This window comes from Halomonas bluephagenesis (assembly GCF_054790765.1).
This window is the reverse complement of the sequence record NZ_CP133631.1, coordinates 1,192,879-1,206,296: the sequence shown is the minus strand read 5'-3', so window position 1 is coordinate 1,206,296 and position 13,418 is coordinate 1,192,879. Positions and strand designations below refer to the sequence as shown.

Genomic DNA, 13,418 nt, shown 5'->3' with positions numbered 1-13,418 from the left:
GCTATTTGAACAGCAAATACATTACCGAGCGTGCCTATGTGTATCAAAGATGGTGGCGTTATGAATAAAAGAAAAAGCTGGAGTAGCTTGAAAGCTAAGTCGCTGTTACAACGTTTTTCAGGCGTTGTATTCGGAAGTGTGTTTTTACTGACTTGGGGGCTTTCCTACGCATCTGATACACACCATCAAGTGATGCCAGGCGATACGCTTTGGGACATTTCCGAATATTATTATGGTACTCCTGACGAATGGCCCACGTTGCAACAATTAAATGCGATAGCTGACCCCTTCAAGCTTCAGCCCGATACCATGGTGGATCTCAGTGATTTCGATCCCTTTCCGCTGTCGGTTCTGTTCCGTTCAGGTGAAGCATGGTTAATCGAAGAGGGTGGTGAAACTCTTTTGGAGAATGGTGACATTATTGAGCTGGGATCTATTATTGAAACCGGAGTAGGCTCTGCTTTGACTTTGCAAATGCGTGATGGTGCCAGGGCGGTAGTGCCTTCTAATTCACGCATTGTGCTAAAGCGTGAAGGGGAGAGAGGAGTCACGTTTCAACTAGAACATGGCGAGATAGAATCTTATGTACCTGCAAATCGCATGCTGAGGCGAGCATACAACATAGAAACAAATACGGGTGTCCTAGGTGTTCGGGGGACTCACTTTCGGGCAAGCTATGCAGACGAAACATTGATAACGTCGGTTTATGAAGGGAGTGTCGCTGCTCAAAATCGAATGGGTACTTCAGAAGCCTCAGTTAGTGAGGGTGAAGGGGCACGTATTGATGAAACAGGGAGTATTCAAGTAGTACGCCTCTTGCGCCAACCAGAGGACGTGGATATCACTTCGCTTTCAAATGAGGCCATACAAATAGATGTTTTGTCTCCTGTGCAGGGACAGGCTTATAGAGCACAAATAGCGAGTGATCCAAACTTTCTAACGATAATACGTGATCAACGCTCTCAAGGCAGCCAGATACAGTTCGAACCACTTTCTCCGGGGTTTTACCATTTGCGAATAGCCGCTATAGATGAGTTTGGTATTGAAGGTGATAGCGCCATTTTCGTTATTCATCATCGTGGTAATCGAGTGTCCGTTAAGCAGGAGGAAAGTGCATGGATATTCGAGTGGCTCCATCGAGCACAAATGACCTATCGCTTGCAGCTAGCAACTGACCGCGAATTTATGAAAGTTTTATTAGACTATGAGCCTCAAAATAATGGTCCTTTAAAAGTAAGCCATTTGCCAGGTCACGAGATATTCTGGCGTGTGGTCAGCTTAGATGAACGTACAGACATGACTGTGGTTCTCGATACTGGAACACTAAATGACACAGGGCAGTAGCCTTTCTAGAGCATTACATCGGCGGGTCGTGATGACATGGTGTGCAATGGGCAGTTTGTTACTGCCCATTGCTTTTTTTCTTTATAGTTTGTCTCCCTTACTGTCTGATAACTTTTTTTATGATGCTTGGCTTTCCAGGCAATCAGAGCCCCCTTCTGCCGATATTTTGGTTGTAGCGATCGATGAGCCCAGCCTGCAAGCATTGGGGCGTTGGCCTTGGCCTAGAGATGTTCACACACAGCTGATTGATCAGTTGAACGCAGCGGGTGTGCAATCCATTGTTTTGGACGTCCTATTGGTTGACCCGAGCCGCCAACCTGAGGAAGATAAGCGGCTTGCCAACGCTATGCAGCGCCATGGAAGCACTTATCTGCCTATGGCACTACTTTCTGACTCTTTATTGGAAGGTAGTGTACGAGATGTCTTAATCCCTCCTCCTCCATTATTATCTGCCGCCAAGGGCGTTGGGCATATCAATGTGATGCTTGATACTGATGGCGTAGCTCGATCAATCGAGTTGCTGATTGAACGTCGTGATGATGTATGGCCACAGCTCATGACCCTTCTTGCGGATGCAGAAAAAACCGAAGAGCGTGATACATCAAATTGGCCAACTGAGGCAATAAGAATACCGTTTCGCGGTCCGGCTGGCTCATATCCAACTGTTTCTTACCACGATGTATTAATGGGGTATGTACCTGCCTCCTTGCTCAGAGACCGCACTGTCTTAATAGGCATGACTGCCCTTGGTTTGGGCGATCGCTACAATGTTTCGTTGTTGTCTTCAGGTTTAATGCCAGGTGTTGAAGTACATGCACACTTGCTCGATGCCTTACGAAATGAAACGTATATACGCCAAGTAGATAGCTGGCTAGGGGCGTTTTTTGCAAGTCTGCCTATTATTATCTTAATGCTATTGGCTTTGTGGCTAAGGTTCCGCTATTTGCTATTAGTGGTGCTATCGCTCGGTGTGGGGGTGTTATTCATTTCTTTAGTAGCGCTGAACTTTAGGTGGTGGTGGCCCCCTTTTGCGAGCTTAATAGCACTGGGTATTGCCTTCATTGCAATTGTTTGGCAGAGCCAGGCTGCATTACTGTCTTGGTTCAAGCGCGAGCTGGAATTGTTATATCAAGAGCCATCTATTTTGCCATTTAGGGAGCCTGATGACATTCGAGGTGAAGGTGGGAAACTGTATCAGCAGTCGCAAGCCCTTGAGTTTGCGTTAGGCCGAATTGTGGAAGGACGGCGGTTTATATTAGATGCAATGCACTCGTTACCACTCCCTATCTTCATACTAAATAAGAAGGGTGAAGTGCTGTTGGCAAATAAGAAAGCATTGGCAATTTGTTGGGAGGGAGGTGAGCCTGCCATCGATCACATTGATGCTTTGCCATCCTTTCTAACCTTTGAAGAAAAAGAGGGTTTTTCGACAATATGGCCGCCCCAGCCAGCTGGAATCATTGATGTCAACGGCGTTCAAATAGGTGGCTTATGTACTGACAGAGATGGACGTACGTATCGACTGGAAATGGGAGAGCTTTCTACAACGACCAATAGTGCCGCTGGAGGCTGGGTAGTGTGGTTGGTTGACTTGACAAGTGAAGTAGAGGCTGAAATGCAGCGATCTAGCATGCTTAGTTTTTTATCACATGACATGAAAGCCCCCCAGGCGAGAGCGTTAGCATTTCTAGAGGCCCAAAAAGATCCAGCATCGGCTGCAACGCAAGCTGATTTTTACAGCTATTTGGAGCAATGCCTTACGATGGGGCTTGGGATGATTAATGACTTTATTAATCTAACGAGGGCTAAGTCATTTGATTTGAAAAAAGAGTTTGTGCTGTTTGAAGATGTTGTTATGGAAGTTCTTGATCAAGTTTATCCACTTGCGAAAGTGAAAAATGTTAAAATAGTCAGCGAGCTGAAAGATGAAGACGGAGCTCCGATAGTTGGCGATAAAAGCTATCTTGCAAGAGCGGTGTTTAATTTAATTGAAAATGCCGTTAAGTATACGCTTTCTGGTGGCGAAGTTAATGTTCATGTGTGCAGGCAGGATCAATGGGTTGTGCTTCAGGTTTCTGATAATGGCGTTGGTATTGAGTCTAAGGAGATTAACGATATTTTTGATGACTTTAGGCGCAGTGATAAAGATGGTGTGGCGGAAGGTCATGGGCTGGGGCTAGCATTAGTTAAAACGGTAGCAGCTAAACATGGCGGGGAGATTTACTGTGAAAGTGAGTTCGGTAGAGGCAGTCAATTTACAATGAAGCTTCCTTTTTGTGAGCTTTAGCCTATTTATCCTCGATGCATCAATTGTTAGTTATTTTTTGAATGCTGACTATATGAACGACGTTGCCTAGTTCAGGAATTTGTTGTACTTGAAAACGAATATTGACATCTCTTAACTGCATGCCATATTCCCGTTCTGGTTGGCCATTATGGTAGGCGGGGCGTGGGGCTTGGCCTAATACTTGGGTAATGAGCTGCCTTAAATCACTAGCATCTGCGCGTTGAGCGAGCGCCGTTTCGGCCGCAGAAGAGAACTCTACGGGGTAAAAAGGTGGTGATGTTGGGGCAAAGCCTGAGCGTGCATGTGGGAGTGCCTCAGTCCAGGGCAGATAAGGTTTGATATCTACTACGGGCGTACCTGTCATCAAATCTGCCCCTTTGAGCAATAGGCGTACACCGGTATGTGTATCAATACCTACTAGCTCAACAAGCGATAGCCCTAAACGGTTAGGACGGTGCGTGCTTCGGCTTGCGAAGACCCCTATTTTTTTATTGCCACCCAGCCGGGGAGGGCGTACAAGTGGGGCCCATTCTTCAGGACTGCGGTGAAAAATAAAGCTGATCCATAAGTGGCTAAATGCTTCTAGTCCACGAACGCTTAACGGTGTGTTGAAGGGGGGCGTTAATACCAGCGTCGCTTTCGCCGCTGTCGCTAGCCCTGGTTGTCGAGGAATGCCAAACTTATCAGGATAATCGCTTTCGATGTAGCCTATTGGGCTAACGTTAAACGACTCATTTATTGATATTTCGCGCATGACACACCTTACGTGTAAGTAAAACCGAAGTATAAAGCAGTCAAGCATCGGGTTGGGATGCAATGACACGTTAAGGTGCGATAAATAGTGGAGATGTAAGACATGCCAAGTACTGACGTGAGCCAAACACCTTCTGCGCCCACTCCACGAATTACTTATCGTGAAGGATTTGCCCGTGACGCAGCTGATCAAGCAGAGGTGTTTTATCACGCTGTGATGCAGGGTGCCGCTTCACACTATGGTGTAGACGAACGCCGAGCTTGGGCGAATGCATTACCACGTGAGGCAAGCGCCTGGGCGGCGAGGCAAACACTCTACACCACGCTGGTCGCAAGCTGTGATGGGCGATGTGTAGGGTTTTTAGAGTTAGACGTTGCGGCCAAACGTATAGAGACAATTTATGTGTGGCCTTCACTCACTGGACGTGGGATCGGTACCACACTGTTGATACACGCTGAGCGTATGTTGCTTGAGCAGGGTGTCTCGCGTGTAGAAATTGAAGCAAGCTCAGTGCTTTATGAGCGCCTGCTTCGCCGAGGATTTACTAACCTCGGCGAGCAGTGGGTAGAACGCAGTGGCGAACTTTTGAAACGCTATCGCTTAGTCAAAAAGCTTAACGCTGTCGAAACCTGAGCGCATCAAACGTCGAAAGTGTGGGTAATGCGCATTGATAGATCGATCGATTTGAGGTCTTTGGTGAGTGCGCCGCTGGAAATGCAGTCAACGCCGGTATCGGCAATTGCCTTTAACGTTGATGCACCGACATTGCCAGAGGCCTCAAGTGTTGCCCGTCCTCCGTTTATTTCGACCGCTACATGCAAGTCTTCCAAGGCGAAATTATCGAGCATAATAATGTCTGCTCCTGCGGCTAGTGCCTGATCAAGCTCCTCAAACGTTTCCACCTCCACTTCTACTGGCAGGTCACTTGCCAGTTTACGGGCTTGCGCAACGGCTGCTTGAATACCACCACAAGCAGCAATGTGATTCTCTTTAATTAAGAATGCATCCCACAATCCAATACGATGATTATGTCCACCACCGCAGTTTACTGCGTACTTTTGGGCTAGACGCAATCCTGGCAGTGTTTTACGAGTGTCCAGTAGGCGAACATTAGTGCCTTCAATTAAATCAACGTAATGTCGCGTTGAGGTAGCCGTGGCAGATAATGTTTGCAGCATGTTCAAGGCCGCACGCTCGCCCGTCAGTAGGCTGCGAGCAGGCCCCTCTAACTCTAAAAAGCACTGATCTGCCTGAAGGAAGTCGCCGTCTGCGGCCTGCCAACGTAGCGTAACGCGGTTATCTAAGCGCCGAAAAATTTCGTCTACCCAGGCAACGCCGCAAAGTACCGCGGGTTCGCGAGTAATGATGTTGGCGGGTGCCCATTGGTGCTCAGGGATTAACTGCGCTGTAATATCGCCAGGGCCAACGTCCTCAGCCAGTAGGCGGGCTGCGCTAGCGCGTATCTCTTCGGCAAGAGCGTTTTCATAATGCATGGCGGTGCGTTCTCTAGGCGTTATTGGGTGTGTTGGGCATTATAGTGAAAGAGAGCGTCAACGTAGAGGAGAGCGTCTCTGTTATGAAAAGAACAACTTTTGAGGGTCAGTGGTCAAGCGCTAGGCAAGTAGTATCGCCCAACTGCGATCAGCGCCCCAATAGTGAGGTCTCGCTGCTACTTATTCATGCTATTAGCTTGCCGCCAGGACAGTTTAGTGGTGATGCCATTGAGGCGCTATTTACTAACCAGTTAAATTCAGGAGACCACCCCTTTTTCGCTGAGATTAAACATCTTAGGGTATCGGCTCACTTTTTGATTCGTCGCGATGGCGAATGCTTACAGTTTGTTGATACGGATCATCGCGCTTGGCATGCCGGGCGCTCATGCTGGCTTGATTCGTACCAAAAGACGTGGCGAACAGCCTTAAATGATTTTTCAGTAGGTATTGAGTTAGAAGGGGATGACGTGACTCCTTTTACCAAAGCGCAATATCAAGTGTTGGTAGCGGTAACTCAATGGCTAATGTCGCGCTATCCACAGTTGGATAAGTCACGCATTACTGGCCATGCCCATGTGGCGCCGCTGCGTAAAACTGACCCAGGGCCAGCCTTTGATTGGGCTTATTATTATCAACAGCTAGATGCTTAGCGCTGGGCGAATAAATTTATCAAAGAGCGTAGAAAATTTAATTAAGTACTTCACTCATAAGTAAATAAAACGGTAGTTTGGCTACATTTTTGAGCGTTTGGTAGATTCGACTAAAGTCTGATTATTTCTTTATGTTGCGGTGCAATACTCTGTTTTCGATAGCCTTTTAGGGCTTACTAGAATTGGCAGAGTGACGACTTTGCGGTATCTTCGCATATACAAAAGGCTAACTTTTACGACAATTGTGTAGCTTTACTACATCAAAAAGTGCGTAGCTTGTTGAATGTAGAAAGAAAACCCCTGCACGACGCTTAGGCGTCGGTGTTTTACCGGCCTGTGGTGGCTAAACACCGCAGCCGCCCCAGGCCCTAAGGGTTGGCGGGGCTCATTGTCATTTATCGTCATTCGGAGAGACCTCTATGAGTCTGGAGACAAGAGAAGATCTCGATCCGCTCGAAACCACGGAGTGGCTAGAATCCCTGGAATCAGTACTGGATCGTGAGGGCGAAGATCGTGCCCGCTACCTGATGACCCGCTTGGCGGATCGCCTGCGCCGGGACGGGATGAAGGTGCCCTTCTCGGTGACAACCCCGCACCGGAATACGATCCCTGTGCATCGCGAAGCACCGATGCCCGGCGATCTGTTTATGGAGCGCCGCATTCGGTCGTTGATCCGTTATAACGCCATTGCTCAGGTCATCCGTAATAACCGCGCCAACCCCGGGCTGGGCGGCCACATTGCCAGCTTTATGTCGTCGGCTACGCTGTACGATGTCGGCTTTAACCACTTCTTCCGCGCCCCAAAGGCGATTTTGAAGGCGACCTGATCTACATTCAGGGCCACGTTGCCCCGGGGATTTACGCGCGTTCTTATCTGGAAGGCCGCCTGTCTGAAGAGCAGATGGACAAATTCCGTCGCGAAGTCGACGGCGATGGTCTGTCTTCCTACCCGCACCCGTGGCTAATGCCGGACTACTGGCAGTTCCCCACGGTGTCTATGGGCCTTGGCCCGATTCAAGCGATTTACCAGGCTCACGTGATGAAGTACCTGCATCACCGTGAGCTGAAAGACATGTACGACCGCAAGATCTGGTGCTTTATGGGCGACGGCGAGTGTGATGAGCCGGAGTCACTGGGCGCGATTTCCTGGCGGGTCGTGAAAACCTCGATAACCTGATCTTCGTCATCAACTGCAACCTGCAGCGCTTGGACGGTCCGGTACGCGGCAACTCCCGCGTCATGGACGAGTTCGAAGGCGTATTTCGTGGTGCCGGTTGGAACGTCATCAAGGTCGTCTGGGGGCGTCACTGGGATCCGCTGTTCGAGAAGGACAAGAAAGGCATCCTGCAAAAACGCATGGATGAAGCAGTCGACGGTGAGTACCAGAACTACAAGGCCAACGGCGGTTCGTACACCCGTGAGCACTTCTTCGGTAAGTACCCCGAAACCGAAGCGATGGTCAATGACCTGTCTGATGAAGACATCTGGAAGCTCAACCGCGGTGGTCACGACCCGTTCAAGGTCTACGCGGCCTACCATGAAGCGGTCAACCAGACCAACGGTAAGCCCACGGTCATCCTGGCGCACACCGTTAAAGGCTACGGCATGGGCAGCGGCGATGGCGAAGCCGCCAACGAAGCCCACCAGGTCAAGAGCATGGAGTACGAAGCGCTGCGCAAATTCCGCGACCGCTTTGGTATTCCGATCACCGACGAACAGCTCAAAGACGTGCCCTACTACAAGCCGGAAGAAGACTCTCCCGAGCTTAAGTACATGCACCTGCAGCGGGAACGCTTGAACGGCTACCTGCCGGCCCGCCGCAGTGACTTTGAGGCGCTGGAGATCCCCAGCCTGGACGACAAAACCTTTGCCTCGCAAATGGTGGTTCCAAAGGGCGCGAAGTCTCGACCACTATGGCATTCGTGCGCGTCCTGAACGGTCTGGTCAAGGATAAGAAGCTCGGCAAACATGTCGTACCGATTATTCCTGACGAAGCGCGTACCTTCGGCATGGAAGGCATGTTCCGTCAGCTCGGCATCTACACCTCGGAAGGTCAGAAATATGAGCCGGTCGATAAAGGCCAGATCATGTTCTACCGCGAGGATCAGAAAGGCCAGATTCTCGAAGAAGGGATTAGTGAGGCCGGTGCGATGTCTGCGTGGATTGCCGCCGCGACGTCCTACAGCAACAACAACGTTACCCTGCTGCCGTTCTACATCTACTACTCGATGTTCGGCTTCCAGCGCATTGGTGACTTGGCCTGGGCCGCAGGTGACCTGCAAGCCCGCGGCTTTATGGTCGGCGGCACTGCTGGGCGTACCACGCTCAACGGTGAAGGTCTGCAGCACCAGGATGGTCACAGCTTGATTCAAGCCTCCACCATCCCAACTGCCGCAGCTACGACCCGACCTACGCCCACGAAGTGGCGGTCATCCTCCAGGATGGTTTGAAGCGCATGTTCTCCGACAAAGAGAACTGCTTCTACTACCTGACGGTGATGAACGAAAACTACGAGCACCCAGCAATCGACAACGTGCCCACCGACGATATCGTCAAAGGCATGTACCTGCTCAACGAAACGAAAGGCGACAAGGGCCGCGTGCAACTGATGGGCTCCGGTACCATCCTGCGCGAAGTCGAAGCCGCCGCAGAGCTGTTGGCCAACGACTGGGGCATTGGCGCGGATATCTGGAGCGTGACCAGCTTTAACGAGCTGCGTCGCGAAGCGCTGCTGTTGGAGCGTGAAGCCTTCTTGAACCCGGACGTTGAGGGCAACAAGCCCCACGTGACGAAGTGCCTGGAAGGCCGTGACGGCCCGGTGATTGCCTCCACCGACTACATGAAGCTCTACGCCGACCAAGTGCGTGCCTGGGTGCCAAGCGAGTACACCGTGCTGGGTACAGACGGCTTTGGCCGTTCCGACACCCGCGAGAAGCTGCGCTACTTCTTTGAAGTAGACCGCTACTTCGTCACCGTGGCGGCGCTACGTGCGCTGGCGGACCGCGGTGAGCTTGATCGCAAGCATGTCGGCGAGGCGCTGAAGAAGTATGGCATCGACGCCAACAAGCCGAACCCGCTGACCAGCTAAACCGCTGCCCGGCGGGCAAACGCCCGCCGGCTCGATCCGATTTGGAAGGAGCGCGACCTTGAGTAGCGAAATCATCAAAGTTCCCGATATCGGTGGTGATACCGATGTCGAAATCATCGAGATTGCGGTGTCAGAAGGCGACGTCATTGAAGCGGAAGACACCCTAATCACCCTGGAATCTGACAAAGCCAGCATGGACGTCCCGGCCCCGAAAGGCGGCAAGGTGCTCAAAGTGCTGGTCAAAGAAGGCGATAGCGTCTCCGAAGGCGACGACATCGTTGAGCTGGAAGTCGAAGGTGGTGGCGATGCCAAGCCGGAAGCAGCGGCTGACAGTTCCTCCGACGAAGCCCCCGCACCGAAGCAGGAAGAAGCTCCCGCGCCGGCAGCGAAGAAAGCCGGTGGCGGCAAGCAAACGGTCGATATTAAAGTGCCGGACTTGGGTGGTTCAGACAACGTTGAAATCATCGAAGTCGCGGTCAGCGCTGGCGATGACGTCAACGCCGAAGACACTTTGATCACCCTCGAGTCGGATAAAGCCTCGATGGATGTACCCAGCCCGCACGGTGGTAAGATCGTTGCGCTCACGGTCAAAGAAGGCGATACCGTCTCGGAAGGCGACGTGATCGGCCAGATGGAAATCGCTGGTGAAGGTGGCGACAACAGCGAAGACGCGCCGCAAGAGCAAGCCGCTAGTCAAGCCAGCAGCGCGCCGGAAGAAGTGGCCGCTGAAGAGTCTGTCGTTGAAGAAGATAGCGGTAGCGGTGAGCCTGAGCGCAAAGAGATCCGTGTGCCGGATTTGTCAGGTTCTTCTGACGTGCCGATTATTGAAATTGGTGTGGCGGCAGGTGATGAGGTCAACGAAGAAGACCCTCTTATCACTCTGGAGTCTGACAAAGCATCGATGGACGTGCCGAGCCCTTACAAAGGCAAGCTTTTAGAGCTTACTGTGAAAGAGGGTGACACTGTCTCTGAAGGCGATGTGATTGGCTATATAGAAGTAGCTGGTGCCAAGAAGGCAGCCCCTAAAAAAGCGGCGCCGGAGAAAGCTCAGTCCTCTAATGCCAGTCAGTCAAGTGCTAAGCCTACCGCTTCACCAGAAGGTACGCCTAGCCCTGAAGCGCAGATGGCCTCTCATAAGCCCCGCGATGGGAAGCTGGTACATGCAGGCCCAGCAGTACGCATGCTGGCCCGTGAGCTTGGCGTTGACCTTGGTCTTGTTAAGCCTAGCGGCCCGAAAGACCGGGTGCTGAAAGAAGATGTGCAGGCCTACGTGAAACAGGCCATTGCCAGCCAAGGTAAAGCACAAACAGCGGCTGCCCCAGCAGCGAGTGGTGGTGCTGGCATTCCCGCGATACCAGAAGTCGACTTCAGCCAGTTTGGCGACGTGGAAGAGAAGCCGATGGGTCGCCTGCTTAAAATGGGTGCGACCAATCTGCACCGCAGCTGGCTCAATGTGCCTCACGTGACGCAGTTCGACGAGGCCGACATTACCGAGCTTGAAAGCTTCCGTAAAGCCATGAAGGCTGAAGCCGAAGCCCAAGGCGCCAAGCTGACACCGTTGCCGTTTATGGTTAAAGCCTGTGCCTTTGCACTGCGTAAATTCCCCAGTTCAACGTTAGCCTGAAAGGCGACGGCGAAACGCTGGTATGGAAAAACTACGTGCATATCGGAATTGCCGTGGATACACCTGATGGTCTGATGGTGCCAGTAGTGCGCAACGCCGATAAAAAATCCTTGATTGAGATTGCCAAGGAGATGGCGGAGCTCGGCAAGAAAGCGCAAACCAAGAAGCTTAAGCGTGATGAGATGACCGGTGGCTGCTTCACCATTTCGAGCCTTGGCTCGATTGGTGGAACCGCGTTCACACCGATCGTTAATGCGCCGGAAGTGGCGATCCTGGGGTGTCGAAAGCGCAGATGAAGCCGGTATGGGATGGCAGTGCCTTCCAGCCGCGCTTAATGATGCCGCTATCGCTCTCTTACGATCACCGGGCGATTAACGGTGCGGATGCCGCCCGCTTTACGGCCTTCCTGGCCGATGTGCTGACGGATATTCGCCGATTACTGCTGTAATCGTCTCAGAGTAAGCCACAAGCGGCGCCCAATAGGGCGCCGCTTGTGTTTAAAACAGTTCAGTAGGCCTGCAAGGAAGGGGTGACCAAAGTACAAGGAGTTGCCACCTGACTGTTTTTGCTTAAGAAAATGTTAAAAAAATGCGTTATCAGGCTTTTGGGGAGTTGTGTCATCCGAACGGCACGGTTATTGTCAGTCCATTATTTAAAATTATTCATATCTAACACTAACATTCAAGGAGCAGTGCCATGCGTTTAATCCTGTTGGGTGCCCCCGGCGCGGGGAAGGGGACTCAGGCTCAATTCATTTGTGAGCAGTTTAAGATTCCTCAAATTTCCACCGGGGATATGTTGCGCGCGGCCATCAAGGACGGCACCGAACTGGGGCTCAAAGTAAAAGAGATCATGAACAGCGGTGGCTTGGTATCTGACGATATCATCATCGATCTCGTCAAAGAGCGCATCAGTCAGCCTGACTGTGAAAATGGTTTCTTGTTTGATGGCTTCCCACGCACCATCCCGCAAGCAGATGCGATGAAAGAAGGCGGCGTTAAGTTGGATCACGTGCTGGAAATTGCCGTGCCTGATGAAGAAATTGTTAGCCGTCTCGCTGGTCGTCGAGTTCATCAGGCGTCTGGACGCGTTTACCATGTCGACCATAATCCGCCCAAAGAACCGGGTAAAGATGACGTGACTGGGGAAGCGCTGATTCAGCGTGAAGATGATCAAGAGTCTACCGTGCGTAACCGTCTTTCGGTTTATCACGATCAAACCGCACCGTTAGTAGACTATTATCAGCAGTGGGCGAAGGAAGATCCTGACGCTGCGCCGCAGTATCATCGCGTAGAAGGTGTAGGCAGCGTGGCTGATATTACTCGGCAAGTAAAAGAAGCTCTTTGCTAAGCATTGATTGCTAGTCAACCACACGATGGCCCGCAGGTTACCTGCGGGCCATCGTCGTTGGTGCCGCGTAAAGGTATAATGGCTGTCTATTTTACGGAGTGCAAAACCGATGTCATCGTTACACCTTCTTGCGCTAGATGCGTCGTCTAGTGCCTGCTCAGTGGCATTGCTACGTCAACAAGTATGCCAGGAAGGAATCCAGCAGGAGTGTTTGACACGTTTTGAGATGACGCCACGTGCCCACACCCGGCGCTTAATGCCGATGGTGGATGACATCCTCGCTGAGGCCAATATTTCGGCAAAGCAACTAGATGCTGTTGCATTTGGGCGTGGCCCCGGTTCATTCACTGGCTTGCGTATCGCTGCAGGTGCAGCGCAAGGCTTGGCATTTGGGCTAGATTGTCCATTGCTGGGTATTTCTACCTTGGAAGCGCTCGCGCTTCAGGCCCATCGCCGCTACCATTTTCGCCATGTAGTGACCGCGCTAGATGCCCGTATGGGCGAGATTTATGCAGCTACTTGGCACTGTTTAAATGACACGCTTAGTTTACAAAGTGACGAAGTGGTCGTCGCGCCTGCTAGCTTTCGTTTACCCACCGAGGAAACCGATTGGGTGGGGGTGGGATCAGGGTTTACGCTGTGGGATGACTTTGCATTAAGCGTACAAACCAATATGTCTCAGCATCTCACTGATCTTGAACCACGGGCAGAAGAGATGGCGTGGCTCGCCGCTCGAGATTTAGAAGCGGGCTTAGGTCAGGCAGCTCATGAAGCCCAGCCGATTTACTTGCGCAACGATGTTGCCTGGAAAAAGCCAGCATGAGCCAC

Annotated in this window: 8 protein-coding genes and 2 pseudogenes; 8 read left to right on the top strand and 2 right to left on the bottom strand. The window is 51.4% G+C overall.

Going from position 1 to position 13,418, the window contains the following annotated elements; translation table 11 throughout:
* Positions 1 to 60: 60 nt before the first annotated feature.
* Together REH51_RS05440 and REH51_RS05435 are read left to right on the top strand one after the other, a co-directional pair.
* Positions 61 to 1,344, top strand: a complete 1,284-nt coding sequence (locus REH51_RS05440; RefSeq protein ID WP_186004663.1) for a FecR family protein — start codon at positions 61 to 63, stop codon at positions 1,342 to 1,344.
* On the top strand, positions 1,328 to 3,631 hold the full coding sequence (locus REH51_RS05435) for a CHASE2 domain-containing protein (protein ID WP_498937100.1): 2,304 nt from the start codon (positions 1,328 to 1,330) through the stop codon (positions 3,629 to 3,631). Before REH51_RS05440 ends, REH51_RS05435 begins: the two co-directional genes overlap by 17 nt.
* Before the next feature lie 19 nt (positions 3,632 to 3,650).
* On the opposite strand, the gene tsaA is transcribed toward REH51_RS05435, so the two are convergent.
* Entirely contained in the window at positions 3,651 to 4,385 is a 735-nt protein-coding gene (tsaA, locus tag REH51_RS05430; RefSeq protein WP_498937098.1) for a tRNA (N6-threonylcarbamoyladenosine(37)-N6)-methyltransferase TrmO, read from the bottom strand.
* 102 nt (positions 4,386 to 4,487) lie between these two features.
* On the opposite strand from tsaA, the gene REH51_RS05425 reads away from it, so the two are divergent.
* Positions 4,488 to 5,018, top strand: a complete 531-nt coding sequence (locus REH51_RS05425; protein ID WP_009724779.1) for a GNAT family N-acetyltransferase — start codon at positions 4,488 to 4,490, stop codon at positions 5,016 to 5,018.
* A gap of 5 nt (positions 5,019 to 5,023) precedes the next feature.
* Here the strand turns inward: REH51_RS05425 and nadC are convergent, their stop codons facing one another.
* Positions 5,024 to 5,878 (bottom strand): carboxylating nicotinate-nucleotide diphosphorylase, encoded by an 855-nt coding sequence (nadC, locus tag REH51_RS05420; protein WP_498937096.1) that lies wholly within the window; start codon positions 5,876 to 5,878, stop codon positions 5,024 to 5,026.
* Between the two features lie 83 nt (positions 5,879 to 5,961).
* On the opposite strand from nadC, the gene ampD reads away from it, so the two are divergent.
* The 5 genes and pseudogenes from ampD to tsaB all read left to right on the top strand — a co-directional run bounded on the left by ampD (position 5,962) and on the right by tsaB (position 13,413).
* Entirely contained in the window at positions 5,962 to 6,528 is a 567-nt protein-coding gene (gene ampD, locus REH51_RS05415; protein WP_009724777.1) for a 1,6-anhydro-N-acetylmuramyl-L-alanine amidase AmpD, read from the top strand.
* A 419-nt stretch (positions 6,529 to 6,947) separates the two neighbouring features.
* Positions 6,948 to 9,616: pseudogene (gene aceE / locus REH51_RS05410) on the top strand (pyruvate dehydrogenase (acetyl-transferring), homodimeric type).
* Between the two features lie 58 nt (positions 9,617 to 9,674).
* Positions 9,675 to 11,688 (top strand): annotated as a pseudogene (aceF, locus tag REH51_RS05405) (pyruvate dehydrogenase complex dihydrolipoyllysine-residue acetyltransferase).
* A gap of 248 nt (positions 11,689 to 11,936) precedes the next feature.
* Positions 11,937 to 12,590 (top strand): adenylate kinase, encoded by a 654-nt coding sequence (gene adk / locus REH51_RS05400; protein WP_009721279.1) that lies wholly within the window; start codon positions 11,937 to 11,939, stop codon positions 12,588 to 12,590.
* Between the two features lie 109 nt (positions 12,591 to 12,699).
* A complete protein-coding gene (gene tsaB / locus REH51_RS05395; RefSeq protein ID WP_009721280.1) occupies positions 12,700 to 13,413 on the top strand; it encodes a tRNA (adenosine(37)-N6)-threonylcarbamoyltransferase complex dimerization subunit type 1 TsaB in 714 nt (237 codons plus the stop codon).
* The last annotated feature ends 5 nt before the right edge of the window (positions 13,414 to 13,418 follow it).